This is a genomic window from Nocardia sp. NPDC056541, assembly GCF_042794235.1.
Lineage (GTDB): Bacteria > Actinomycetota > Actinomycetes > Mycobacteriales > Mycobacteriaceae > Nocardia.
The window spans coordinates 130,042-156,066 of sequence record NZ_JBHTUD010000014.1; the positions used below are offsets into that span (position 1 = coordinate 130,042).

The 26,025-nt window shown below is 69.4% G+C and carries 21 protein-coding genes; 14 read left to right on the forward strand and 7 right to left on the reverse strand.

Going from position 1 to position 26,025, the window contains the following annotated elements; genetic code table 11:
* Positions 1-38: 38 nt before the first annotated feature.
* Both ACFQ9R_RS24260 and ACFQ9R_RS24265 read right to left on the reverse strand, forming a co-directional pair.
* The gene (locus tag ACFQ9R_RS24260) at positions 39-1,139 is read right to left on the reverse strand and encodes an AAA family ATPase (protein ID WP_378632496.1); all 1,101 of its coding nucleotides are present in this window, start codon (positions 1,137-1,139) and stop codon (positions 39-41) included.
* Entirely contained in the window at positions 1,136-4,177 is a 3,042-nt protein-coding gene (locus ACFQ9R_RS24265; RefSeq protein ID WP_378993486.1) for a DUF5691 domain-containing protein, read from the reverse strand. Before ACFQ9R_RS24265 ends, ACFQ9R_RS24260 begins: the two co-directional genes overlap by 4 nt.
* Before the next feature lie 393 nt (positions 4,178-4,570).
* Here ACFQ9R_RS24265 and ACFQ9R_RS24270 point away from each other — a divergent pair, with 393 nt between their 5' ends.
* The 4 genes from ACFQ9R_RS24270 to ACFQ9R_RS24285 all read left to right on the forward strand — a co-directional run bounded on the left by ACFQ9R_RS24270 (position 4,571) and on the right by ACFQ9R_RS24285 (position 8,352).
* Positions 4,571-7,093, forward strand: coding sequence for an AAA family ATPase (locus tag ACFQ9R_RS24270; RefSeq protein WP_378993487.1), 2,523 nt, complete (start codon positions 4,571-4,573; stop codon positions 7,091-7,093).
* A gap of 85 nt (positions 7,094-7,178) precedes the next feature.
* Complete coding sequence (locus ACFQ9R_RS24275; RefSeq protein ID WP_170112314.1) at positions 7,179-7,604, forward strand: hypothetical protein; 426 nt, start codon at positions 7,179-7,181, stop codon at positions 7,602-7,604.
* A gap of 64 nt (positions 7,605-7,668) precedes the next feature.
* The gene (locus ACFQ9R_RS24280; protein ID WP_378993488.1) at positions 7,669-8,058 is read left to right on the forward strand and encodes a YchJ family protein; all 390 of its coding nucleotides are present in this window, start codon (positions 7,669-7,671) and stop codon (positions 8,056-8,058) included.
* Positions 8,059-8,076: 18 nt separating this feature from the next.
* Entirely contained in the window at positions 8,077-8,352 is a 276-nt protein-coding gene (locus ACFQ9R_RS24285; protein WP_378993489.1) for a SelT/SelW/SelH family protein, read from the forward strand.
* A gap of 20 nt (positions 8,353-8,372) precedes the next feature.
* Here the strand turns inward: ACFQ9R_RS24285 and ACFQ9R_RS24290 are convergent, their stop codons facing one another.
* Positions 8,373-8,594 carry a zinc ribbon domain-containing protein gene (locus ACFQ9R_RS24290; protein ID WP_378916873.1) on the reverse strand — a complete coding sequence of 74 codons (222 nt, stop codon included), beginning with the start codon at positions 8,592-8,594 and terminating at the stop codon, positions 8,373-8,375.
* A 105-nt stretch (positions 8,595-8,699) separates the two neighbouring features.
* On the opposite strand from ACFQ9R_RS24290, the gene ACFQ9R_RS24295 reads away from it, so the two are divergent.
* The 7 genes from ACFQ9R_RS24295 (at position 8,700) to ACFQ9R_RS24325 (ending at position 19,588) form a co-directional block, all read left to right on the forward strand.
* Positions 8,700-9,827, forward strand: a complete 1,128-nt coding sequence (locus ACFQ9R_RS24295) for an ROK family protein (RefSeq protein ID WP_378993491.1) — start codon at positions 8,700-8,702, stop codon at positions 9,825-9,827.
* Positions 9,828-9,999: 172 nt separating this feature from the next.
* Entirely contained in the window at positions 10,000-11,043 is a 1,044-nt protein-coding gene (locus ACFQ9R_RS24300; RefSeq protein ID WP_378993493.1) for an ABC transporter substrate-binding protein, read from the forward strand.
* A complete protein-coding gene (locus ACFQ9R_RS24305; RefSeq protein ID WP_378993495.1) occupies positions 11,040-11,891 on the forward strand; it encodes an ABC transporter permease in 852 nt (283 codons plus the stop codon). The genes ACFQ9R_RS24300 and ACFQ9R_RS24305 overlap by 4 nt, the downstream gene beginning before the upstream one ends.
* Complete coding sequence (locus tag ACFQ9R_RS24310) at positions 11,867-12,607, forward strand: ABC transporter ATP-binding protein (protein ID WP_378993496.1); 741 nt, start codon at positions 11,867-11,869, stop codon at positions 12,605-12,607. The genes ACFQ9R_RS24305 and ACFQ9R_RS24310 overlap by 25 nt, the downstream gene beginning before the upstream one ends.
* Before the next feature lie 12 nt (positions 12,608-12,619).
* Positions 12,620-13,963, forward strand: a complete 1,344-nt coding sequence (locus tag ACFQ9R_RS24315) for an LLM class flavin-dependent oxidoreductase (RefSeq protein ID WP_378993498.1) — start codon at positions 12,620-12,622, stop codon at positions 13,961-13,963.
* Positions 13,960-17,712 carry an ABC transporter ATP-binding protein gene (locus ACFQ9R_RS24320; RefSeq protein ID WP_378993499.1) on the forward strand — a complete coding sequence of 1,251 codons (3,753 nt, stop codon included), beginning with the start codon at positions 13,960-13,962 and terminating at the stop codon, positions 17,710-17,712. The genes ACFQ9R_RS24315 and ACFQ9R_RS24320 overlap by 4 nt, the downstream gene beginning before the upstream one ends.
* Positions 17,713-18,010: 298 nt before the next feature.
* The gene (locus tag ACFQ9R_RS24325; protein ID WP_378993501.1) at positions 18,011-19,588 is read left to right on the forward strand and encodes a carboxylesterase/lipase family protein; all 1,578 of its coding nucleotides are present in this window, start codon (positions 18,011-18,013) and stop codon (positions 19,586-19,588) included.
* On the opposite strand, the gene ACFQ9R_RS24330 is transcribed toward ACFQ9R_RS24325, so the two are convergent.
* The gene (locus ACFQ9R_RS24330; protein WP_378993502.1) at positions 19,581-19,955 is read right to left on the reverse strand and encodes a winged helix-turn-helix transcriptional regulator; all 375 of its coding nucleotides are present in this window, start codon (positions 19,953-19,955) and stop codon (positions 19,581-19,583) included. The genes ACFQ9R_RS24325 and ACFQ9R_RS24330 overlap by 8 nt on opposite strands.
* A gap of 67 nt (positions 19,956-20,022) precedes the next feature.
* On the opposite strand from ACFQ9R_RS24330, the gene ACFQ9R_RS24335 reads away from it, so the two are divergent.
* Complete coding sequence (locus ACFQ9R_RS24335) at positions 20,023-20,673, forward strand: nitroreductase family protein (RefSeq protein WP_378993503.1); 651 nt, start codon at positions 20,023-20,025, stop codon at positions 20,671-20,673.
* 58 nt (positions 20,674-20,731) lie between these two features.
* Here the strand turns inward: ACFQ9R_RS24335 and ACFQ9R_RS24340 are convergent, their stop codons facing one another.
* From ACFQ9R_RS24340 to rfbD, 3 genes are read right to left on the reverse strand one after another with little or no spacing between them, the layout of a single operon-like run.
* On the reverse strand, positions 20,732-21,811 hold the full coding sequence (locus ACFQ9R_RS24340; protein WP_378993504.1) for a sugar phosphate nucleotidyltransferase: 1,080 nt from the start codon (positions 21,809-21,811) through the stop codon (positions 20,732-20,734).
* A 35-nt stretch (positions 21,812-21,846) separates the two neighbouring features.
* Entirely contained in the window at positions 21,847-22,752 is a 906-nt protein-coding gene (locus tag ACFQ9R_RS24345; RefSeq protein WP_378993505.1) for a glycosyltransferase family 2 protein, read from the reverse strand.
* 11 nt (positions 22,753-22,763) lie between these two features.
* Complete coding sequence (gene rfbD, locus ACFQ9R_RS24350; RefSeq protein ID WP_378993506.1) at positions 22,764-23,615, reverse strand: dTDP-4-dehydrorhamnose reductase; 852 nt, start codon at positions 23,613-23,615, stop codon at positions 22,764-22,766.
* A gap of 226 nt (positions 23,616-23,841) precedes the next feature.
* On the opposite strand from rfbD, the gene ACFQ9R_RS24355 reads away from it, so the two are divergent.
* Both ACFQ9R_RS24355 and ACFQ9R_RS24360 read left to right on the forward strand, forming a co-directional pair.
* Positions 23,842-25,263 carry an LCP family protein gene (locus ACFQ9R_RS24355; protein WP_378993568.1) on the forward strand — a complete coding sequence of 474 codons (1,422 nt, stop codon included), beginning with the start codon at positions 23,842-23,844 and terminating at the stop codon, positions 25,261-25,263.
* A 3-nt stretch (positions 25,264-25,266) separates the two neighbouring features.
* Positions 25,267-25,980 (forward strand): TIGR03089 family protein, encoded by a 714-nt coding sequence (locus ACFQ9R_RS24360; RefSeq protein WP_378993507.1) that lies wholly within the window; start codon positions 25,267-25,269, stop codon positions 25,978-25,980.
* Positions 25,981-26,025 lie beyond the last annotated feature (45 nt).

Here is a 26,025-nt window from a genome sequence, read left to right on the forward strand (position 1 = left end):
TGTGTGGTGTGTGTTCCGTCCTCCCCTTCGGGCGGTTCTCAGCCGGCGATTTCGCGGCAGGCCCGGTAGAAGTCGGCCCAGTCGGGGCGTTCCCGGACCACGGCCTCGAGGTATTCGGTCCAGATCACGGTGTCGGCCACCGGGTCCTTGATCACCGAGCCGAGCACGGCGCCCGCGATGTCGGAGGCGCGCAGCACGCCGTCGCCGAAGTGGGCGGACAGGGCGAGGCCGTTGGTGATCACCGAGATCGCCTCGGCGGTGGACAGGGTGCCCGAGGGGGATTTGAGCTTGGTGCGGCCGTCGGCGGTGATGCCGGAGCGCAGTTCGCGGAAGACCCGCACCACGCGGCGGACTTCCTCGGCGGCGGCGGGAACGGTCGGCAATTCCAGTGCGGCGCCGAGCTGTTCGACGCGACGGCTGACGATGGCGACCTCGGAATCCTCGTCGGCGGGCAGCGGCAGCACCACGGTGTTGAAGCGGCGCCGCAGGGCCGAGGAGAGATCGTTGACGCCGCGGTCGCGATCGTTGGCGGTGGCGATGACGTTGAAACCCTTGGCCGCCTGTACTTCCCCGCCCAGCTCGGGCACCGGCAGCGTCTTCTCGGACAGGATGGTGATCAGCGCGTCCTGCACATCGGAGGGGATGCGGGTGAGCTCCTCGATGCGTGCGATGGCGCCGGTGCGCATAGCGGTCATCACCGGTGACGCGACCAGGGCGGCGTCGCTCGGCCCCTCGGCGAGCAGGCGGGCGTAGTTCCAGCCGTAGCGGATCGCTTCTTCCGCCGTACCGGAGGTGCCCTGCACGAGCAGGGTCGACTCGCCGCTGATGGCGGCCGAAAGATGTTCGGAAACCCACGTTTTCGCGGTGCCGGGCACCCCGAGGAGCAGCAGGGCGCGGTCGGTGGCGAGGGTGGCGACCGCGACCTCCATCAGCCGGCGGGGGCCGACATATTTGGGCGTGATCACGGTGCCGTCGTCGAGGGTGCCGCCGAGAATGTAGGTGACCACGGCCCACGGCGACAGTTTCCAGGACGGCGGGCGCACTCGATCGTCGACGCGGTCCAGGGCGGCCAATTCGTCGGCGAAGGCCTGTTCGGCGTGGGGACGCAGCAGGGTGGTGGAGGGTTCGATGGTGGTCAACGCAGCTCCTCGAGCATGGTGGCACGATCGGTGAGATCGTGGGCGAGTCGGTGGAATGCCTGGTGCCAGGCGGGATCGTCGGTGGTGTCGGCGAGCGCGCTGACGCGCGACGCGAGTTCGACAGGTAGGTGGACGCTCGCGGCCGTGAGCAGCGCCCGGTCGGTGTACACGCCCGCACTGGCGTGCGGCTGCCGCGCGGTGGTGCGGGCGCGCTCGCCGAGCAACCGCAGCACATGGTCGGCGACGGGTTGCGGCCACGGATGATCGAGGCCGGGCAGGATCGCGTGTAGTTCGTTGAGCTGGTGCGCGTCCAGGTCGAGCACGTGCTCGATCCGGTCGGCGGCATCGAGCAGCGTGAACAGTTCGCGACGCCGCAGCACCGCCTGCTCGGTCGGGGTCGCGTGGGCGAACAGCGCACGGGCCCACGCGGTGTCGTGCTGGGCGAGCGTGGCATCGACCCAGCCGTCCACGATCGCCTTGGCGTAGCGGGGCGGCAGCGACAGGGTCAACGCGGTGGTCGGGGTCTGCTCGCCGGGGGCCCGCACGATCGAGGACCATGCGGTGAGCGGAGTGGCGGCGATCGCCTGGTGCAGCGTCGTGATCGTCGAATCAGGGGTGTCCCAGCGCAATTTCGCTTGATCGGTCGCATCGGTGATGCCGTCGCGCCGGGCCTGCGCGTCGAGCTCCGCGGGTACCCGTACGTCTACCGTCCCGTCGTCCGCCACCCGGATCCACGACGCCACCAGCGCCGCCATCCGCCGCCCGAAAGCGGCATCCGGCAGCTTGTTCAGCAGCGTCGTGGCGGTGCGCCGGACATCACCGCGCCGGTCGTCGAGGGCCCGCTCGAGCAGGGCTTCGTCGGCCGGACTCAGCCCCTCGGCGAGCAGCCCCAGCAGCTCCGCCTTCACTGGCCCCGACTCCTTCGGCCACGCAGCGGTCAACACGGTCAGCGCCGCGGCCGGATCGGCCCGGCGAGTACGCGCGAACCAGTCCTTTCGCTCGCCGGATGTGCCGAACAACCAGACATCGTGGACAGCGGGCGCGCCCGGCTCCGTACCGGAGCCCGAGTCGGCAGTGGTGCCGGAATCGGCATCGTGATCCGGGGACGTTGTCGGCCCGGCGCTCCGGGTCGTGCTCGCGTCCGTGTCGACCTGGATGTCGGCGGCGCTCGCCGTCAGCTCCGGCCGGCTGTTGTGGGTTTTCCCCTCCGCCGACGATGTGGCAACGTCGGCAGGGAACTCGTCGACCAGTTTCGCCCATGCCGGGTTGCGCGCGGCGAGCCAGCGTCCGCGGCGGCCTGCCAGTCGCAGCAGTGGCGGACGCAGCGTGGTGTCGGAGGCCGCCGAGAGCGCCTGGACACACAGCACATCGGGCAGGCGGAAGTCGAATGGTGTTGCCGCAGTGAACCATTCGGTTAAGAACGGGGACTTGTCCGCGAGTAGGCGGCTGAGGCGGTCGGCGGCGGGGCGCGGCAGAAGCGGGCGTGGATCATCTACGGCGGGTTCGGGTTTCGCCGCGATACGGGGGAGTTGTCCGCCGCGCAGATACAGGTCTTGTAGCGCGGCGGTGTGGAGCAGCCGGGTGGCCGGTTCGCCCGCGTGCTGCGGAACGGCGGCGGCGACCGCGGAGTCGAGGTGGACACCGTCGGCGCTGCGCCGGGCGGTGCCGAGCAGCGCCACCGAGACGAGTTCGGCCAGCGCGGGGGTCGGGGTGGTTTCGGTGGGGAATTCGGTTTCCAGGTCGCTCACCTCGCCTGCGCACAACACCGAGATCGGGTCGAAGCCGTCGGCTCGCCACTCGCCGCACACCGTCACCGGGTGACCGCCCGCGACCGCGATCAGCCGCCACGGGCGCGCGCCCGCGGCCAGCGGCAGCGCGGTGCCGTCGGATGCGACGAGCTGCCATCCGGTCTCGTCGAGCACCGGCACGACATCGGCGAGCAGCGCGGGCCAGGAACGCAGCCACGGATCCGCACTCAACGCGCCCGCGTAGGCGTCGAGCGCGTCGTCGATCGTGGCGCCGCCGACCGAGGGGACGGTGGTGAAGGGCTCGGGTGCGCCGTGGCGGGTGCCCCACTGCGCGCGCAGGGACACCGCGCCGGGGTAGTAGTGCAGTTCGGCGTCCACCTCGTTGCCGGGTGCGGGCACCTCGCCGGTGAAATTCGGGGTGGCGAAGGAATGTTCGATGAGCAGGGCCCACCGTCCGCTACCGCGACCGCGCAGCCAGGTGCGGCGCGTGTGCAGTCGCTCCTCCTCGCTCGCCCGCATGCCGAGCACCAGCCAGCGATCCCGCACCGCGGGCTCGTTCAGCACCGACTCGGCCGACGTCGGGTAGCCGATGTGGGTGCGGATCCCCGCCCGCAGCGGCTCGGGGAGGGCGTCGAGCCTGCGATGGGCCAGCACCAGCAGGTGCAGGCGGGCGTACTCGCGCAACAGCAGTTCGGGCCAGTGTTCGGTGGTGACGACCGCGGTGGGCAGCCTGCGCAGGGCCTCGGCGATGCGGGGCGCCTGGGCATCGACCATCCGGGCCGCGATCGCCTCGTAGGCGGCGTACGAACGGTCGGTCTGGGCCAGCCCGGTCCGGATCTGGTCGGTGAGCCAGACCTCCAGTTCGGTGAGCCCGGCGGATACCCGCGCCCGCCGCTGCTCGACGGTGGCCTGCGACGGCGTGCTCGCGGCCTTGGCCTTCGCCGGCGCGGCAGCCTTCGCGGCCCGCCCGGCCAGCCACTCGGCCGCGAAGTCGGCGGGTGCCTGCTGGACGGGGGTCTGGCCACTCGACCACGTGAGCAACAGCGACAGCGTGTGCTTACACGGGAACTTGCGGCTGGGGCACGAGCACTTGTACGCGGGCCCGTCCAGGTCGACGATCGCCTGATACGGCTTGGCGCCGCTGCCCTGGCACAGCCCCCACACCGCATTGCCCGCGGTGCCGGTCTCGCGCCAGCGACCGGCCAGCTTGCGTGCGGCAGCCAGTGAGCTCGCATCGGGCGCGAGCGCGCGGACCTGGTCCTCGGTCCACGGTGTGCGTTGCTCGGTCATCGGTTCCCCCGTTCTCGTGTTCGCCGAATATCTACCGCAACCCACCGACAACTGGCGGACCCGGCGGCGTAACGCTCGGAAAACACTGGTGCCGCGGCAAATTCGTGCTCCAGCTCTTGCCCTGGGTGGCGATCTCTGGCATTCTGACCTGTTCGGCACCGCCCGGACCGCCCGCGCTGCTCGACGCAGCGTAACGCGGGTGTGAACACCTCATCGAGCTGCCCGCCGGGGTGGGCGAGGGGTGGACATCGAGGGCCCGCCGTGGCGCCGCGATGGCCATTCCACTCCCGCGGGCAGATTCGCTGAGGGCCCTGCGCATCCCCTGGGCGAACATCCGGCGATCGGGTAGCGTTTCAACCAGGATCGCCGCGTTGCGCGCCGACGCGAAGGGGGATGTCGCAAGTGTGCTCGGATCGGATCGCCGAGGTGGTCGCGCGCGAGCTCGCCGCCGACCCGGCAGTGGAGGAACGGGTCGCCGATTGCGTGCTCGCCGCGCTCACAGCTGTCGACGGTGACTCGGCCGCAACGGATTCCGGTGATACCGGGGTCTTTCTGCGGTCGATCACCGTGCAGGGTTTCCGGGGAATCGGTCCCGCGGCGACGCTGCGATTGAATCCGGGGCCCGGCCTGACCCTGGTGGTCGGTCGCAACGGCAGCGGGAAATCGAGTTTCGCCGAGGCCGCGGAATTCGCGTTGACCGGTGGGAATCGCCGCTGGGACGGTCGCTCGACCACCTGGCGCGAGGGATGGCGCAACCTGCACGAACCCGAGACCGCCCGGATCGACGTCGAGCTGCTCACGGCGGGCGACGACCCCGCACTCTCGGTTGCGACCAGCTGGGACCCGAGTGCGGACCTGGCCGACGCGCGGTGGACCGAGCGGCGTGGATCCGAACCGGCGGCCTCGGTCGACCCGCACGGACGGCGCAGGCGACTCGATCTGTACCGGCCGTTCCTGTCCTACAGCGAGCTCGGCGCGCTCGTCGACGGGAAGCCGAGCGACCTGTTCGACGCGCTGCATCGCCTGCTCGGCCTGGACGAGCTGGCGGCCGCGGCCGAACAGATCCGATTGCGCAAGCTCGAACTCGAACGCGCCGTGAAGGATTCGCGCCAGTCCCGCGCCGACCTGCTGGTCGAGCTGGCCGAGGCCGATGACGAACGCGCCCGTGCCGTGGCCGACCTGTTGCGCACGCCGGACCCCGATCTCGACGCGGTGGCGGGCGCGGTGGCCGGCTCGGTCCTCGGCATCGACGGGCCGGAGGGTTTGCGCGCGATCCTGCGTCTGTCGTTGCCCGATGTCGCGCGGGTTGCCGCCACGACCGATCGACTCGCCGAAGCAGCCCGGAATGTGGCGCGCCACGAGACCGTCGATACCGAAGCCGATCTGCGAGTGCTCGAATTGCTCACGCGGGCGCGCGCACACGTCTCGACGGCAGGTTCGTGCCCCTGCCCGGTCTGTGGACGCGACGAACTCGACGCCGACTGGCTCGCCGCCGCCGATACCGAAATCATCTACCGCACTAGGGAACTCGCGGCCCTACAGTCGGCCACGGCGGAATTCGACACGGCTCTGACAGCGGCCCGCAACCTCCCCGCAGACCTGCCGATCGAGTTCGGTTCGGCAATCGCGGTCGGTGCCGGCGCAGTGAGGCTCTCGGGGCCGGTGTTCGATCCGGCGGGGCGCCGGGCGGATGCGCCCGCGCCGTACGCCACGTCGGACTCGTTGCGTAAACAGCGCGACATCGTCGGACAGCTCTGGTCGGAGTGGGCCGCGCTCGCGACGGCCGACTACGAAGGCCGGCTCCCGGACCGGCTGCGCACGATTCACGCCGACCTCACCGCGGAACTCGCCGCACTGCAACGGGATACGCGCACTGAACTGGACCGTCTGGACGCGGTGTGGTCGCCGTTGGTCCCGCGCGTTCTCGCGTGGCTCGACCCCGCCCGCGCCGTCGCCGACCACGCGAGCGAACTGCGGGTGGTGAAGAAGGCGGCCGAGTGGCTCAAGGCGGCGACGGCGACGATCCGCGAGGAGCGGATGCGGCCGCTGGAGACCACGGCACGGTGGGTGTGGAGCACCCTGCGGCAGCAGAGCAATGTCGAGCTCGGGGCGATTCGGTTGCAGGGCAGCGCGGGCACCGCGCGGCGGGTGCTGCTCGATGTGACCGTCGACGAGGTGGACGGCGCGGCGCTCGGCGTGATGAGCCAGGGGGAGCTGCACGCGCTCGGACTGTCGCTGTTCCTGCCGCGAGCCACGGTGGCGCACAGCCCTTTCCGGTTCGTGATGATCGACGACCCGGTGCAGGCGATGGATCCCGCGAAGGTGGACGGGCTGGCCAGGGTGCTCGCCGAGGTGGCGGCCTCGCGGCAGGTGGTGGTGTTCACCCATGACGAGCGTCTCGCCGAGGCGGTGCGCCGCATGCAGCTCGACGCGACAGTGCTCGAGGTGCAGCGTCGCGAGCGTTCGATCGTCGAGGTCAGGGTGACCGGCGACCCGGTCCGCCGCTATCTCGACGATGCCCGATCCCTGCTGCGCACACCGCAACTCCCCCCGGCGATCGCCGATGAGCTCGTCGCTACCTGCTGCCGTTCGGCGATCGAAGCGGCCGGGCTGGCGAAAGCCCGCCAGGAACTCCTGGCGGTGGGCCTCGAGCACGGGGAAGTGGAGCGGCGCGTGCGCAACGCGCACACCACCCGTGCCATGATCACCCTCGCCATCATGGGTGTCGGCGCCCGCGTGGACGACCTGAACAAGCACCTGAGCGCGGTCGGCGGACGCTGGCTCGTCGGCGTCCTTCGCGATGCGACCGCGGGAGCGCACGTGCCGATCGATCGTCCGATGCGCGAGTTGATCAGTGACACGGAACGATTCATCACCTGGCTGCGGGCGCACGAGCCGGCGGCGGTGCGCCCATGAGTGGGCTCGCCGGAGACTCCGGTAGGCGTCTTCGCGGCCGACGAGAGGTGATGGCCGCGCGCTCCCGTGCCGGTACGGTGGGGTCGTGAATCGTCGCGGCAGGCCGGCTCGCGCGAAGTTCAGCCCACGGCCCTCGGTGGCGCAGCGGCTGGAAGCCGCCGAGAACCTGTTGGACGGGTCGGTATCGGACGCCGGCGGGGTGTGGTCGCGGGCGGTGGCCTGGATCCTGCGGTTGGCGCTCGAGCAGGCGGTGGACCAGCTGTGGGCGCAGGTGGCGCCGGAGCTGATGCGGTGTCCGATGCGGGCGCAGCTGCTCGCGTTGCGGGTGTACGCGGGGCCGGAGACCGCCGGTCAGGTCGGTGCGTTGTGGGCGGCGCTGTCGCGGGCGGCGCATCATCTCGACTACGAGATGGCGCCCAGTGTCACCGATCTGCGGCGTTGGCGGGATCAGACCGCGGAGCTGGCGCGGGCGTTGGAGCTCGCGCCCCTCGCGCACCAGCCGTTCGGGTGACCAGCGCCAGCGGACCGAGCGGACCTGTGCGTGGCGTGGGGGTTGGGTCCGGCAGGATGACGGTATGGGTGAAGTGAGAGCGTGTCCGTGTCGTCGAGGTGAGTCGTTCGATGCCTGCTGTGGACCGATTCTGGCCGGGGAGAAGGCCGCGCCGACCGCGGAGACGCTGATGCGTTCGCGCTACACCGCCTACGTCGTCGGCGATGTGGACTACCTGCTGCGCTCGTGGCACCCCAGTACCCGCCCGGCCGAGCTCGACCTCGATCCGGACCAGCGATGGCTGTTCCTCGAAATCGTGGGCACGCAGCGTGGCGGGCCGTTCGACGACAACGGCACCGTGGAGTTCATCGCCCACTACACACTCGACGGCGCGCGGGACACGATGCACGAGCTGAGTACCTTCGTGCGGGTCGACAGGGCCTGGGTCTACCTCGACGGGACATTCCAGGCCTGATCAGGGGATACTGCTCGGGTGTCCCGTATCGCGATCGAATACTGCACCCAATGCCGCTGGCTGCTGCGCGCGAGCTGGATGGCGCAGGAACTGCTCACCACGTTCGCCACCGAACTCGGTGAGGTGGCGCTCGTGCCCGGTCAGGGCGGCATCTTCCGCATCACCCTCGACGGCGAACAACTCTGGGAACGCAAGGCGGACGGCGGTTTTCCCGATATCGCCGTCCTCAAGCAGCGCGTGCGCGACCGGATCGCACCCGATCGCGACCTCGGCCACGTCGACCGCCGCGACTGACGGCCGGGCAACCGGCGGGGTCAGCAGCAGCCGCCGCCACCGCAGCAGCCCCCACCCGCCGGACGTGGCGCGGGCGCGGGGGCGGGCGCCGAGCCGCGTCCCACCGCCGCGAAGGTGGTGAGCAGTTTGACGGTGTCGTCGTGGCCGACCGGGCACGTGGCCGGATCCGAGGACTGCGCCATCGGCCGGTTGACGTCGAACGTGTCGCCACAGGAGCGACACCGGAAGCTGTAGTTCGGCATCGGCCCAGTGTAAGGCCGATGCTTGCGATCACGCTGCGCCGAACGCTTCGTCGTGGCCGCTGCGCTCCGTACCGTGAGCGAACAGCGGTGATGGCGAGGTGGCGCATGGCGAACAGTAGCGCGGGGGCGGTATTGCGGGCGGTGCTCGACCTCGGGTCGGCACCGCGCAGCGTGGTGGCCAGACACGCCGGGGTTTCCCCGGCCACGGTCACCTGGCAGAGCCGGGCGCTGGTCGAGGCGGGACTGCTCGTCGAACTGCCGGAGTCACCCGGGCCGGGTGGCGTTGGCAGGCCACACAGTCCGATCGCGCTGGACGCGGTCGGCAATGTGGTGATCGCGGTGCACATCGCGGCGGTGCAGATCACCGTCGCGGTGGTCGACATCGCCGGTGCGGTGCTGCACAGCGAGCAGGTGCCCCATCGCACCCATGCCCCGTACGACATCCTCGACGCCGTGCTGGAGCGAGTGCGCGCGGTCGGGGCCGCCCTTGCCGACCAGGTGCGGATCCGCGGGCTCGGGGTGGCGATCGGCGGCCGTGTCGACACCGCCACCGGTTCGGTCGTCGAACACTCCTACCTGCGCTGGCGTGATGTGCCGGTGCGCGAATACCTGAGTGCCCGAACGGGTTTACCGGTCAGTGTGGACAGCCATACCCGCGCGACGGTGCACGCCGAGCAGCTCTACGGACGCCTGCGTGGCTCGGCGAGCTCGATCGTGCTGTTCGTCGGCAATGTCATCGACGCCGCCATCGCCGTGCACGGCCGCGTCCACTGCGGGCCACATTTCGGGGCGGGCTCCATCGCCCGATTGCTCGGCACGACCGACAGATTCGCGCTCGAGGCTCTCGGTGACCACGCGTTGCTGGCGCGTGCCGAAGCGGCCGGCCGGTACGACGGCTTCCCCGCATTGGTGGCGGCGGCCGCGGCGGGTGGCCCGGAACGCGAGTACTTCATCGAGCGCGCCACGGTGATGGGCGAGGTCGCCGCGGCACTGATCGATCTGATCGATCCGGAAGCGCTGGTACTGATAGACCGTGGCCTGATCACGGTTCCCGGCGTCCGCGAAGCCTACGACGACGCGGTGCGCGCCCACTCGACCATCGGCGCCGACCCGTCCGAGGTGATCTTCGCGTCGACGTTCCCCGGTCAGGTGCTGGTGATGGCGGCGGCCGGGGTGGTGTTGCAGGAGTTGTTCAGTGATCCCCTGAGCACGGTTGTCGCGCAGGCAGTTTGATTCGTGGTTATTTTAAGACAGTCGAATATTGACCGGAAGCGGCGTCACCCGCGACAGTTGACACTATGAACAAAATGCAGTCCGGCGTCGCCCGGGTTACGTCGGATGTGCTGTGTTGTCGCGGTTCGAATTCCGTCGCCGACAATTCTTCCATCAAATTCGGGAAATCACCTTGCGTAAAAATATTCGACGAATAGCACTTCTCGCCGCGGCGGCTTCGCTGCTCGCGGTCTCCTGCGCCACCGGTGACGAGGGCGGCGCCGCGCTGACGAATCCGCTGCCCACCCAGGTCCCCGCCGGGGTCTCGCTCGCGGTCGCGGCCAATACCGCCAAAGTGGCGCTGACCGCGTCGGGAGAACTGAACAAGCTCGGGTTCACGGTGTCGTCGTGGCCCGCCGTGCAGGCCGGTCCCGATGTCATCCAGGCTTTCCGCGGTGGCTCGGTCGACCTGGCCACCAACGCGGGCATTCCGCCGATCCACGCGCACGCCAGCGGGCTCGACGCGAAGATCGTCGGTGTCAAGGTGCGCACGACCCCGCTGTACAAGCTGGCCACCGCCCCCGGATCGACCTTTACCAACCTCGATGGGCTGCGCGGGAAGAAGATCGGCTTCTCGCCGGGCCAGGCGCAGGGGTTGGTGGTGTTGCGCACGCTGAAGGCGGCGGGCATCCGCACCGACGAGGTGCAGCTCGTGGAGCTGCCGAGCACGAAGTTCCTCACTGCCCTGCAGGCCAAGGAAATCGATGTCGCCCCGTTCGGCGAACCGACTCTGACCAAATACCTCGACAAGTACCGCGTCGACGGCGCCACCGCGATCGACACTCCCGCCGTCGACGCGCTGACCGTGCTGTGGGCGCCGACCTCGGTGCTGCGTGACGACAGCAAAGCCGCTGCCGTCGCCGAATTCGTGAAATTCTGGGCACGCGGCGAAGTCTGGGCCTGGGAGCATCCCACGGAATGGATCGACGCGTACTACGTCAAAGATCAGTCGGTCTCGGCCGAGGACGGTAAACGCATTGTCGCCACGACGGAAAAGCCGTATTTCCCGGAGAATTGGAACGAGGCGATCACCTGGGAACAGGAGACGATCGATCTGGTGACCAAAGCCGGCTTCTTCGGTAATTCCTTCCCCGCCGGCGAACTGTTCGACCGCCGATTCGAGAAGATCGCGTTCGACGCGGTGCCTGCGCCCTATCGCACCAAGGGGCAGCAATGACCATCGCCCTGTCTCGCACCGCGATTCCGGTTTCCGCACCGTCCGGTGACGGATTCGTCGAGCGGCGCACGCTGCGCCGGCTCGGACTGCGCAAGGCCTTCCCCGCCGCCCGCCTGCTCGGTGTGGTCCTGGCGGTCGCGGCCTGGGCCGCGGGTTCACTGCTCGAACTGATCGACCCGCGCAAACTGTCAGCGCCGTGGACTGTCCTGGCGACCGGCTGGGAGTTGCTGGTCGACGGGCCACTGCTGGCCAACCTGGGGGTGTCGCTGCAACGGGTGCTGATCGGCATGGTCCTCGGCGTGCTCATCGGCACCACGCTCGCCGTGATCGCGGGACTTTCCCGGTGGGGTGAATCGCTCATCGACGGCCCGGTCCAGATCAAGCGGGCCATTCCCACCCTCGGCCTGATTCCGCTGATGATCCTGTGGCTCGGTATCGGCGAGGAATTCAAGCTCGTGCTCATCACCCTGGGCGTGGTCGTGCACATGTACATCCAGACCCACGCCTCACTCACCACGATCGACCAGAAACTGGTGGAACTGTCGGAGGTGCAAGGCGTTTCACGCGCGGAGTTCATTCGCAGCGTGGTGCTGCCCGGATCGCTGCCCGGCTTCTTCCTCGGTCTGCGGATGTCGGTCACCAGTGCTTGGCTGGTGCTGATCGTGGTCGAGACGGTCAACGCCATCGACGGTCTCGGCAAGATGATGTCGAACGCGCAGAACTACGGGCAGGCCGATGTGATCCTGGTCGGCTTGGTCGTCTACGCCGTCTTCGGCCTGGCCTCGGATTCGGCGATCCGCCTGGTGGAACGGAGGGTGCTGTCATGGCGACGCACTATCGCGGGGTGAGCGAGCCGAAGGTCGTGGGTGTCGAAGTGCGCTCGCTCACGCGAAGATTCGGCGATCGCACGGTGCTCGACTCGATCGACCTGACCATCGCGCCCGGCCAGTTCGTCGCCTTGCTCGGACGCAGCGGCTCCGGCAAGAGCACGTTGCTGCGGGCGCTCGCCGGGCTGGACTACGACGTCGACGGCGGCGGCACACTGCGCATCCCGGCGAAGACCTCGGTGGTGTTCCAGGATTCACGGCTGCTGCCCTGGCAGCGGGTGCTGCCGAACGTGCTCTACGGGCAGCCGCGCACGCGCCGCGCCGCCGGCGAGCAGGTCCTGGCCGAGGTCGGCCTGGCCGGTCGGGAACGCGCCTGGCCCAGAGAGCTCTCCGGCGGTGAGCAGCAACGAGTGTCGCTGGCCCGCTCCTTGGTCGGCGAACCGGATCTGCTGCTGGCCGACGAACCCTTCGGCGCGCTCGACGCGCTCACCCGGATCAAGATGCACGCTCTGCTGCGCGACCTGATCAGCCGGCATCGTCCGACCGTGCTGCTGGTCACCCACGATGTCGACGAGGCTGTCGCACTGGCCGACCGGGTGATCGTGCTCGACGACGGAAAGCTCGCGGTGGACATTCCGGTCGACCTGCCCGGCGAGCGTGATCCGAGCCAGCCCGCGTTCCAGCGCATCCGCCGCACTCTGCTCACCGCACTCGGGCTTGCCGAGACCGCGGCCTGAAAGGCACCCATCATGTCGAAGAAACTGCACCTCAACGCTTTCCTGATGTCGGTCGGTCACCACGAGGCGGCCTGGCGGCTGCCGGAGAGCGATCCCCACGCGCACACCGACATCAACTACTACGTCCGGCTCGCCCAGACCGCCGAGCGCGGCAAGCTCGACTCGATCTTCTTCGCCGACAGCCCGGTACTGATGGGCGACCCCGGTCGTCGGCCGAGCGGCAAGCTGGAGCCGACCGTCATCCTGACCGCGGTCGCCGTGCAGACCAGCCGGATCGGCCTCATCGCCACGGCCTCCACCAGCTACAACGACCCCTACAACCTCGCGCGCCGGTTCGCCTCGGTGGACTGGGCGAGCAACGGCAGGGCAGGCTGGAACATCGTCACCACCGCCGGTGCCGACGCGGCCCGCAACTTCGGCCTCGACGACACCCCCGACCATCGGCTGCGCTACGAGAAGGCCGCCGAATTCGTCGACGTGGCAACGAAACTGTGGGACAGCTGGGACGACGACGCCATCCTGGCCGACAAGGAACTCGGCATCCACACCGATGCCTCGAAGGTGCGCAAGATCCTGCACCACGGCGAGCACTTCCGAGTGGACGGCCCGCTGAACCTGCCGCGTTCCCCGCAGGGATATCCGCTGCTGGTGCAGGCGGGATCATCGGAGGACGGCAAGGAGTTCGCCGCCCGCTACGCCGAAGCCGTGTTCACCGCGCAGCAGACGCTCGACGATGCCAAGGCCTTCTACACCGACCTCAAGGCCCGCACCGTCGCCGCGGGCCGCGACCCGGAGAGCATCAAGATCCTGCCCGGCATCGTCCCGATCATCGGCGACACCGAGGAGCAGGCCCGCGCACTCGACGAGGAACTGGCGCGGCTGATCTCGCCCGAATACGCGCGCAAGCAACTCGCCGAGCGGTTCAAGCTGCCCGTCGACGAGCTCGACCTCGACAGTGAGCTCCCCGAGGAACTGCCCACCGAGGACGACATCGAGGGTGCCAAGAGCCGCTTCACCCTGATCGTGAATCTGGCTCGGCGCGAACGGCTCACGGTGCGCGAGCTGATCGCCCGGCTCGGTGGCGGACGCGGGCACCGCACCTTCGCGGGCACCGCGGTCCAGGTGGCCGACGCCATCGAGGACTGGTTCCGCCAGGGCGCCGCCGACGGCTTCAACATCATGCCCGCGGTACTGCCCTCGGGGCTCGAGCGCTTCGTCGACGAGGTGGTCCCGATCCTGCAGGAGCGCGGCCTGTTCCGCACCGAGTACACCGAGACCACGTTGCGCGGCCACTACGGTCTCGCGCGACCGGCGAACCAGTTCGACGACGCGGACGCGCTCGTGGCCGCCCGATGAGATCGGACTGGATCCGGTACCTGACCCGCCGCTGTCTCGAGCACCGGCGGCTGGTGATCGTCAGCTACACCGGTGCGCTGGCGGCGGCACTGCTCACCGCGGCGCTGCCGCTGGTGGTGCGGCATGTGGTCGACACGCTCAGTGCCACCGCGGCGTCGGTGACGCCGTGGGTGGTGCTGTTGCTGGTGATCGGGGTGGCCAGGTTCGCGTCGTCGTACGCGCGCCGGGTGGCCTCCTCCGAGCTGTCGCTGGGGGTGCAACACGACCTGCGCCGTGACCTGTTCGCCGCGTTGCTGCGGCTCAACGGGCGCGAGCAGGCACAGTTGCGCACCGGGCAGGTGGTGAGCAGGGCGATCACCGATGTCACGTTGATCCAGATGTTCCTGCAGCTCATCCCGATGATCGCGGGCAATGTGGCGCTGCTGCTGGCGGTGCTGGTGCTGATGGCCGTGATGTCGCCTGCGCTCACCCTGATCGCGCTGGTCGTGCTGCCGGGGCTGTGGATCGTCACCCGGCGCAGCCAGCGTCAACTGTTCCCCGCGAACTGGGACGCGCAGGCGCGGGCCGCCGAAGTGGCGATGCAGGTCGAGGCCGCCGTGGCCGGTGTGCGGGTGGTGAAGGGTTTCGGGCAGGAGCAATACGAGCTGGATCAGCTGGGCGCGCGTGCGCGGGTGCTGTACCGGTCGCGGTTGCGGGTCGCCCGGATCACCAGCCGGTTCACCCCCGTCGTGCAGGCGGTGCCCGCGGCGGGGCAGGCGCTGATCCTGATCGTCGGCGGGTTGCTCGCGCTGCGCCAATCCATCACGCTCGGCACGTTTCTCGCGTTCATGACCTATCTGGGCGCTTTCGTGGGGCCGGTGCGGCAGTTCTCGATGCTGCTGACCGTGAGCCAGCAGGGCAAGGCGTCCCTCGACCGGGTGCGCGAGGTGATCGAAGCGCCGGACGACGCGGGCGCGGCGCCCGGCGCGGCGGGGACGCCGGTCGCCGCCTCGAGCGGACTCGGCGCCACCGAGCCGCCGTCGATCGAATTCGACGCGGTCACTTTCGGTTTCGACGACACGATGATCCTGGACGGCGTCGACCTGCGGATCGGCTCGGGCGAGACCGTCGCCGTCGCGGGTGGTGCGGGCAGCGGCAAGTCGATCCTGGTGTCGTTGCTGCCCGCCCTGCTCGAGCCCGATTCCGGCGCGGTGCGCTTCGACGGGATCGACCTGCGAATGCTGCCCGACCCACGCGCGCAGGTGGCGATGGTCTTCGAGGACACGCACCTGATGGCCGATTCGATCCGGGCCAACGTCGCCTACGGCAGACCCGACGCGAGCGACGAACAGGTCTGGCACGCGCTGTATCTGGCCGCGGCCGACGAATTCGTCACCGCCCTGCCGCAGGGCATCGACACCACCATCGGTGAACGCGGACAACGGCTCTCGGGTGGTCAGCGCCAGCGCATCGCGCTCGCCCGGGCCCTGCTCACCGAGGCGCCGGTCCTGGTGCTCGACGACGCCACCTCCGCCATCGACGCCCAGGTGGAGGAACAGATCTACCGGCGGATCGGCGCCGAGCTGCGCAAGCGTACGACCATCGTCGTCGCGCACCGGATCTCGACCCTGGCGCTCGCCGATCGGGTCGCGGTTCTCGACGGCGGTCGCGTCGCCGAACTGGGCACACTGCGCGAACTACAGCAGTCCGGTGAGCTGTTCCGGGCCCTGTTCACGCCGCCGGAAGTCGTCGGCATCGGCGTCGATCCGCACCGCGACAGCACGCGGGTCGCCACCGAAGAGCTCTGGGTGGCACCGGAAGTCGACTCCGACGACGACCGCACGATGGAACACCTGGCCAAGGCGTTCGCGCGGCGCTCGGCCGGCGCGCCCGCGGGTCCCGGCGGTGGCGCGGGCGGGGGCATGATGGCGAGCGCGCCACCCAGCGGCGATATCGTCGCCCTGCTCGACCGGCTGCCGCCGGTGTCCGGCGAACCCGAGGTCGACCCGTCGTTCTCCCACACCCCGGACACCGCGTTCTCCCTGCCGCGACTGCTTCGCCCGTTCACCTGGCCGCTGCTCGCCGGACTCGGTCTGGTCGGACTCGATGCCATCGCCCAGGTGCTGATCCCGTTCCTGGTGCGCTACGGCATCGATCACGGCGTCCTGGCCGGTGCGCGCGACGTGGTGATCGGCGCGGCCGCGCTGGCGATCGTGGTCGTGGTGGTGGACTGGGCGATCAGCGTCGCCCAGGTGCGCGTCACCGGGCGGGTCGGGGAGCGGCTGCTCTACGGTCTGCGCCTCAAGACCTTCGCCCACCTGCAACGGCTCGGCCTGCAGTATTACGAGCGCGAGCTCGGTGGCCGGATCATGACCAGGATGACCACCGACGTGGACGGGCTGTCGGCGTTTCTGCAGACCGGCCTGGCCACCGCGCTCACCAGCACGGTCACCATCGCGGGCGTGGTCGCCGCACTCCTGGTGATCGACGCCGAGCTGGCCGTGGTGGTCCTCGTGTTGCTGCCGGTGCTCGGCGTGGCGACCGTGGCCTTCCGGCGCGCGTCGATTCCCGCGTACAACCTGGCCAGGGAGCGGGTCAGCGCCGTCAACGCGTATCTGCAGGAGAACGTCGACAACATCACCGTCACCCAGGCGTTCCGCCGGGAGTCGGTGAACCAGAACGAGTTCGAGCGCAGGTCGTGGGCCTACCGCGACGCGCGGCTGCGTTCGCAGGTGCTGATGGCGGTGTTCTTCCCGTGCATCGAGCTGATGTCGGTGATCGCCACGGCCGCGGTGCTCGCGGTGGGCGTACACCAGGTGCGCGACGACGTGCTCACCGCGGGCACGCTCATCGCGTTCCTGCTCTACATCGAGTTGCTGTTCGCCCCGATCCAGCAGCTCTCGCAGGTGTTCGACAGCTATCAGCAGGCGGTGGTCGGCGTCGACCGCATCGGTGACCTGCTGCGCACCCCCGTCGACACCCCCGAGGCCGCCGATCCGCTCCCGGTGACCGGCCTGGACGGCGCGATCGAACTGCGCGCGGTGAGTTTCGGGTACTCGTCGCGGGCTCGCACGGTGCTCGACGGACTGGACCTGCGGATCGAGCCGGGCCAGAAGGTGGCCCTGGTGGGAGAGACCGGGGCGGGCAAATCGACGCTGGTCAAGCTGCTCGCCAGGTACTACGACCCGACCGAGGGAGCGGTTCTCGTCGACGGTGTCGACATCCGCCGGTTCCGGCTGCGCGACTTCCGCAAACGTCTCGGTGTCGTCCCGCAGGAGCCGTTCCTGTTCGGCGACACCGTGCGCGAGGCCATCGCCTACGGCAACCCCGATGCCGAGCCCGCCGAGATCGAGTGGGCCGCCCGCGCGGTCGGGGCGCACGAGATGATCGCGGCGCTCGAACACGGGTACTACCAGCCGATCGGCGCGCACGGGCGCAGTCTGTCGGCCGGGCAGCGGCAGCTGCTGGCATTGGCCAGGGCGCAGCTCATCGACCCGGACATCCTCATCCTGGACGAGGCCACCGCCTCGCTGGATCTGGCCACCGAGGCACGGGTGCGTGCCGCGGTCGACGTGCTGACCGCGGGCCGCACCACGATCGTCGTCGCGCATCGGCTCGCCACCGCCGCTGATGCCGATCTGATCGCGGTGGTCGGCGGGGGCAAGCTCGTGCAGATCGGCGCTCATGCCGAGCTGGTGGCCGTCGATGGACCGTATCGGCGCCTGTGGGCCGCCTATGTCGGTGACGAAGCCCAGCACATTTCCAGCTAATCGGCGAGAGGTCGGCCGCTGTCCGGTGGGGGAGATCCGGCTGGTGGCCGACCTCGGTCCACCCGGGAGTGGTGGGCAGGGGCGGCATCCGCCGCCGAACCCGCGTCACGACCGCCGGGTGTCGGCGCGGAACGGGACTTTCGCGTGTACCGCGGAGTAACTGTTACCTGCGGAAATGGCGCGTAGGGCACGCGTTCGGGCGGTATCCACGTACGCTCGTAGGAAGTCACCAGGTGCTGCGACCAGCGGGAGCAAATACACAGGCACCCGTGCGGTCGTGCCGGCTAGGAGGTGTGCGATGAGCATTCAGCCCGATTTCGACCCGGACACGCGGACCCGTGATGCCGACCCACTGGCGGAGACCGAGTACGGCACGGTCGGTGGAACCTGGGATGGACCGGTCGCCGTATGGCGCAGCATTCCCTACGCCGCCGCTCCCGCTGGGCCCGCTCGTTTCGCGAAACCCGAACCCCCGAAACCCTGGGACGGCGTGCGCGACTGTGTGGTGTTCGGCGATATCGCACCGCAGGCCATGGGTGCGATGGTGCCGGTGGATTCCGACCTGCAGATGGGCGAGGACTGTCTGTGGGTCAACGTCTGGTCACCGCGGCCCGAGCCCAGCGACGACGCACCGCGTCCGGTCATGGTCTGGGTGCACGGCGGCGCCTACTGCCTCGGCACCGCCGCCCAGACCATCTACGACGGACGCAAGCTGGCCGAGGCGGGCGACGTGGTGGTCGTCTCGGTGAACTACCGCATCGGGGTGTTCGGCTTCCTCGACCTGTCCTCGTTCGGTGAGCAGTTCACCGCGAACCTCGGCCTGCACGATCAGCTCGCCGCCCTCGCGTGGGTGCGAGACAATATCGCCGCCTTCGGTGGTGATCCGGGCAACGTGACCCTCTTCGGTGAGTCCTCGGGCGCGGGATGCGTCACCGCGCTGCTCACCTCGCCCGCCGCGGCCGGGCTGTTCCACCAGGCGATCGCCCAGAGCCCGCCCGCTACCACGGTTTTCGGGCAGGAACGGGCGGCGGTCGTCGGGCAGCGCTATCTCGAGCTGCTCGAACTCGGGCCCGGCGAGGCGAATCGGTTGCTGGAATTGCCGATCGAACAGCTCGTCGAGATCGGGTCCGTGCTGCTGGACGAGGTGCCCATCAAGGAACCGGGCAGGCTCGCCGCGGCACCGGTCGTCGACGCGGACCTGTTGCCCGGCTACCCGATCGACCGATTCCAGCAGGGACATTCGCATCGGGTGCCGTTGCTGATCGGCACCAATCGCGATGAGGCGTCGCTGTTTCGGGTGCTGCGCTCACCGATCATGCCGGTGACGCCCGACGCGGTGAACGCGATGCTGCGCGACGTCGCCGCCTCGCATCCGGAGATGTCGCCCGAGCGGATCGCCGAGATCACCTCCGCCTACCCTGACCTCACCAAAACCCGTGGCGCACTGGCGATGTCGACCGACGCGGCCTTCCGGATGCCCGCGGCCTGGGTCGCCGAGGGGCATGCCCAGCATTCGCCGACCTGGATGTACCGCTTCGACTACGCCACCCCGATGTTGAAGGCGGCCAGGGTGGGAGCCGGTCACGCCACCGAATTACCGTATGTCTTCGGCAATTTCGGCACCTTGAACCACGACCCCACCTTCTGGCTCGGTGGACGCAAGGCCTCGGTCGCGGTCTCGGGCCGCATGCAGCGCCGCTGGCTGGCCTTCGCCGAACACAGTGTCCCCGCCGCCATCGACGGCTCCAAGCACTGGCCCCGCTACCGCCCCACCGCCCGCACCACCCTGCTGATCGACACCATCGACCGCATCGTGGACAACCCCGACGCCGACCTCCACACCGCCTGGGGTGACCACGCCGTCGGCTTCAGCTAGACCCGGCGCGAGCGCGTTCGATCTCGTTGATGTGGGTCTCGGTCCACTGCCGCAGGGCGGTGATCGGCTCGGCGAGGCTGCGACCCAGCGCGGTGAGTGCGTAGTCGACCCTGGGCGGAATCGTGGGATACACCGTGCGGGTGACGAATCCGTCGGCCTCGAGACTGCGCAACGTCTGGGTGAGCATCTTCTGGGAGACGCCCTCGATGCGCCGGTTGAGGTCGGTGTAGCGCTGCGTGCCGTCGAGGAGCGCGTCGATCACCAGGATCGTCCATTTGCCCGCGATGTGATCGAGCACCTGGCGGGTCGGGCACTTCGCCGAGTAGGCGTCGGCGGGCAGACCCGAGGACTCCACGAAGGTTGTCATCGGGGGATAGTAACGCACTATTTAGTGCCTACTTCCCAATGGAGAGTGACTCTCTGATAGTGGGTGCATGACATCGAAAACTCTGTCGGTCGCCGAAGCGATCCGCACCCGACGCACCGTCCGCCACTACCGCCCGGATCCGGTTTCGACGACCGATCTCGAGGTGCTGCTCGATCTCGCCATCGAGGCGCCCACCAGCTGGAACTTGCAGGATCGCGCCATCGTCGCCATCACGAGCGAGGCAGGTCGGGCCGGTCTGGCCTGGGCGACCGGTGACCAGCCCCAATCGCGGGAGGCGCCACTGATGCTGGTGTTCGTCGCCGAACCGGAGTCCTGGCGCGCGGACCATCGCGACGTCTACGACCAGGCTCGCGGCAACGGCGCGTGGACCGAGGAGTTCATCGAGATGTTCGCCTCGGCGTCACAGGAGTTCCAGACCGATCTCGCGCGGCGCGGGCTACTGCGTGAATACGCGGTCAAGGACGCCATGATCGCGGCGACCTACGTGATGCTGGCGGCCACCGAGCTGGGGCTGGCCACCGCACCGATGAACGGCTGGGACGAAGCGAAGGTGAAGAAGACGATCGGGATCGGCGACCGTGACGATCTCGCGATCGCGCTGCTGCTGGCGGTCGGTCATCCGGCCGAGCGACGCGAGCATCCGGGCCGCCGAGCCAGGGAGCGCAATGTCTTCCGTGAGGCGTATGGGCTCGCGTGAACAGCACGACGCCGGGTCGCCGGCCGAGGGAATCGGCGGTGACCCGGCGTCGCGAGGATCAGACGTCGGTGGAGAAGCGGATGCCGCCGTCGGGGATGACCACGCCGGGCCACACCCGGGCGCCACGCAGGAGCTCGCAGCGGGCGCCGACATGGGCGCCGTCACCGATCACACCGTCGCGAACCAGTGCGCGGGGGCCGATGCGGGCACCGAAGCCGATGATCGAGCGTTCGACGGTAGCGCCCGCCTCGACCACCGCGCCGTCGAAGATCACCGCGCCGTCCAGTCGCGCACCCGCGCCGATTTCCGCGCCGCGCCCGACCACGGTCCCGCCGATCAGCAGCGCGCCCGGTGCCACACCCGCGCCGGGGTGGACGAGAGACTCGCCACGCTGGCCGGGCAGAGCGGGGGAGGGAGCGATGCCGCGGACCAGATCCGCGGAGCCGCGCACGAAGTCCTCCGGGGTGCCCATATCGCGCCAGTAGGAGGCGTCGACGTGGCCCTGGACGCGGGCGCCCTCGGCCAGGAGCGCGGGGAAGACCTCGCGTTCCACCGAGACGGGGCGACCCGTGGGGATCTTCTCGATGTACTCGCGGCGGAACACGTAGCAACCCGCGTTGATCTGGTCGGTCGGCGGATCCTGGGTCTTCTCCAGGAACGCGGTGACCCGGCCGTCGTCGTCGGTCGGCACGCAACCGAAGGCGCGCGGGTCGCTGACGCGGACCAGGTGCAGGGTGACGTCGGCGTTGGTCGACTCGTGGGTGTCGAGGATCGCACCGAGATCGGTGCCGCCGAGAACGTCGCCGTTGAACACCATCACGTTGTCCGCGCGCAGCTTGGGCAGCACATTGCGGATACCGCCGCCGGTGCCGAGCGGTTCGGTCTCGGTTACGTACTCCAGGTCCAGGCCCAGCTCCGAGCCGTCACCGAAGTGCTCTTCGAAGACCTCGGCCTTGAAGGACGTACCGAGCACCACGTGGGTGATCCCGGCTTCGGCGATCCTGGCCAGCAGGTGGGTCAAGAACGGCAGCCCGGCCGTCGGCAGCATGGGCTTGGGCGCCGAGAGGGTGAGCGGACGCAGCCGCGTGCCCTGTCCGCCGACGAGGATGACCGCGTCGGTGCCTGCATTGCCTGCCATCGAGTTTCCCCTGTTCACAGTGGACCGGTACCTACTCAGGCTCCGGTTCGCGCTTGCTCACGCAGCGCCGATCGAACCGCAATCTTGGAGCGAACCGCAAGTCCGGCCCGCAACGCGCCCCGCAACGGTGCCTGCCACCAGTGCGGATGCCGGTCCGCCTGGAAGCGGTAGGCGCTGGCGTGGTGGGCGGGCAGCATCAATTCGGGATGCTTGCCCGCGGCATGACCCTTGGCGTGGGTCACCTCGGCGTCCGGGACGAATACATTGTGCCAGCCCGCCTTGCCCATGCGGTCACCGAAGTCCACGTCCTCCATGTACATGAAGTAGCGCGAGTCGAAACCGTCGATGGTGTCGAAGGCGGCGCGGCGCACCAGCAGGCAGGAGCCGGACAGCCAGCCGACCACCCGCTCGGAGATCTGCTCGTTCTCCTGGCGGTAGCGCACCGACCAGGGGTTCTTCGGCCAGATCGAGCCCAGGATCGCGTGCCCGGCGCCATCAGCGAGGCCGGGGACCCGGCGTGCGGACGGGTAGATGCTGCCGTCGGGCTCACGAACCATCGGCCCGATCGCGCCCGCCCGCGGCCAGCGTGCGGCGGCTTCGAGCATCTTGTCGATGGAGTCGACGCCCCAGCGGATGTCCGGGTTGGCCAGGATGACGAATTCGATGGACGGATCGATCTCGGCGACGGCCCGGTTGATGGCGCCGCCGTAGCCGATATTGCCGCCGGTGTGCAGCAGCGTCACGTGCGAGTTGGCCTCGGCGACGAGTTCGGGGACGCCGTCGGTCGAGCCGTTGTCGGCCAGGATCACCTGCGGCTTCTCGCTGGTCGCGTCGGCGAGAGTGGTGATGAAGTGCTCGAGGTGCTCACCCGGTGAATAGGTCACCGTGACCACGGCAAGGCCGGCGGTGGCTGGAGAATCGGCTGCGTCTGCTGCGTTCACGACTGCGGAGCCTAGTCGGACAACCGGCGCAGTGTGTCGGTGAGTGCGATACGCCAGGGGCGCAGCGGGGTGAGGCCCGCCGCGTTCCAGGCGGCGGGGGACAGCACCGAATACGCCGGGCGCGGTGCGGGTCTGGGGAATTCGCTGGACGCGCACGGCAGTACCCGGTTCGGGTCGGCGCCCAGGTCGGTGAAGACCGCCGCGGCGAGGTCGAACCAGGTGGCGGTGCCGGAATTGGTGGCGTGCAGCACACGGGGGGCGTCGGGGCGGGTGCTCAATTCGAGCAGGCCCGCGGCGAGATCGGCGGCGCTGGTGGGAGAGCCGAGCTGGTCGTTCACCACGGTGACGGTGTCGCGTTCGGCCTCCAGCCTGCGCATCGTCGCGACGAAATCCCCCTCGACACCGGAGTAGACCCAGGCGGTGCGCACGACCTGGGCGCCCAGCGCGAGCACCGCCTGCTCACCGGCGAGCTTGGATCGGCCGTAGACGGTGTCCGGTCCGGTGGGGTCGTCGGGTTCGTACGGGGTGCGCGCGGTCCCGGGGAAGACGTAGTCGGTGGACACGTGGATCAGCCGCGCGCCCGCCGCGGCGCAGGCGGCGGCCAGGACGCCCGGTCCGGTTGCGTTGGCGGCGAAGGCGGCGTCGACGTCGGTTTCGGCGGCGTCGACCGCGGTGTAGGCCGCGCAGTTGATCAGTACGGCCCCCGAAGTGAGGACGGCGTCGACGGCGGCGCGGTCGGTGATGTCGAGTTCGACCCGTCCGAAGCCGCGCGCCTCGGGTGCCAGGCGCAGGATCTGTCGCCCCAGCAGACCATGTGCGCCGGTTACGATCAGGTGAGCGGGGGCGGGGAAATCGACGTTCACGCGGCCAGTCTGGCACGCCGGGGCACGTGCGGTTGGGCCCGAGTGTGGTAACTGTTGGTTAGCCTGTGATGGCCGGTGTCCTCGGACGAGCCCGGGTTAACGACAAAGGCGGAGTTTGCCGGGGGAAGAGCGGGCCGGGCGCGGAGTTCGTCGAGAGGATGCACGAGTGCGAGAGTCGACAAGACCGGTCAGCGCGCCTGCGGGCACCTTCGGTCCGGCCAAACTGATGGTGGCGATTTCGGCGGTGCTGGTGCTGGCACTCACCGGATTCGCCTGGCGCAGTGTCGATAACCTGATCGCCAACATCGACCGGATCGGCGGCCTCGGCCTCGGCGGTGAGCGCGACGGCGCTGTCGACATCCTGCTCGTCGGCGTCGACAGCCGCACCGACGCACACGGCAACCCGCTCACCAACGCCGAACGCGCGATGCTGCACGCGGGCGACGAGGTGGGCACCAACACCGACACCATCGTGCTGATCCGCGTGCCCAACGACGGCCGCTCGGCCACCGCGATCTCCATCCCGCGCGACTCCTACGTCGATGTCGGCGGCCAGGGCAAGGCCAAGATCAACTCCGCGTACGGCTCGACCAAGGAGACCGAACGCGCCGAACTGCTCGCCGACGGCAAGTCCGAGGCCGAGGCCGAGCGTGAGTCGACCAAGGCGGGCAGGCAGGCGCTGATCAAATCGGTCGCGACCCTGACCGGCATCACCGTCGATCACTACGCCGAGGTGAGCCTGCTCGGCTTCGTGCTGCTCACCGACTCGGTGGGCGGTGTCGAGGTGTGCCTGAACCAGGCGGTGGACGAACCGATGTCGGGCGCGGACTTCCCGGCCGGGCGTCAGCGGCTGGACGGTCAGGAGGCATTGAGTTTCGTGCGCCAGCGCCACGATCTCGAACGCGGTGACATCGACCGGATCGTGCGTCAGCAGGTGTTCATGGCGCAATTGGTCGGCCAGCTGCTCAACGCCAAGACCCTGGCCAATCCGGGCAAGCTCAGCGAGATCAGCGAGGCGGTCGGGCGCACCGTCGTGCTCGACGACGACTGGGACGTGCTGGCCTTCCTGCAGCAGCTCAAGGATCTGTCCGGCGGCAAGGTGGAATTCGAGACCATTCCCGTCTCCGATCTCAACAGCATGACCTCGGCCGGAGAGTCGGTGGTGAAGGTCGACCCGAAGACGGTGCAGAGGTTCGTCGCCGGTCTGGTGGGGGAGGAGAAGAAGGAAGAGGAAGACACCGCTCCGAAGATCGATACCTCGACCGTCACGGTGAACGTGCTCAACGCGGGCGGCGCCACCGGACTCGCGGGCAAGGTGTCCACTGCCCTGACGGGCAAGGGATTCCGGGAAGGCACGGTCGGCAACTACACCGGCGGCAGCGTGAGCTCGAGCCGCGTGCTGGCCGCCGACGCCGACGACCCGAAGGCGGCGGCGGTTGCGCAGGCGCTGGGTGGCTTGACGGTGGTCGCCGACAAGACGGTGTCGGCGGATACAGTGAGCGTGGTGTTGGCGAGCGACTATTCTGGTCCCGGCTCGGCCGCGGCAGGCATGTTCGATCTCGACGCGACATCCTCCGCGACCGCGACACCGATACCGCCCGCCCCGCCGATCGACGCAGGCCAGAACGGACCGAAATGTGTGAATTGACCCATGCGTGAGCCGAATTCGACCCTGACCGACGCCCTCCTCGACCCCATTCTCGAACGTGATCCCGCCGGACCGCGCGTCACCTGGTACGACGACGCCACCGGTGCGCGGATCGAACTGTCCGGGCTGACGCTGGCCAACTGGGCCGCCAAGACCGCGAACCTGATCCGCGACGAATTCGCGCTCACCCCGGGCGCCAGGGTCGCGGTGCTGTTGCCCGCGCACTGGCAGACCGCCGCTGTGCTGCTCGGTTGCTGGTGGGCCGGCACCGAGGTGGTGCTCACGCCCGATCCCGACGCCGACCTCGCGCTGGTCACGCCCGACCGGCTCGACGACGCCGACGGTGTCGACGAGGTGGCGGTGCTGTCGCTGGACGCCATGGGGACGCCGGTGCGCGACCTGCCGGTCGGAGTCACCGACTTCGCGACCGCGGTGCGCGTGCACGGCGATCAGTTCCTGCCCGGTGGTTTTCGGGCCGCGCTCGACGGCCTCTCGGTGCCGGAAGTGCTGACGATGGCCCGGAAATCCGCTGCGCTGCAAGATTTTTCCGCTGGCGACCGAGTGCTGTCGAGTACGCCGTGGGAGACGGTGGAGGAGCTGATCGACGGCTTCGTCGCGGTGTTGTTCGCCGGGGCCTCGCTGGTGCAGGTCGTCAATCCCGATCCCGCCGGTGTCGAACATCGGGTCGTCAGCGAGAAGGTGACCGTCCGGCGCTGACTCCTACCCAGGTATAGGTTCGGGTCCACCTGGGGGACGTGTCGC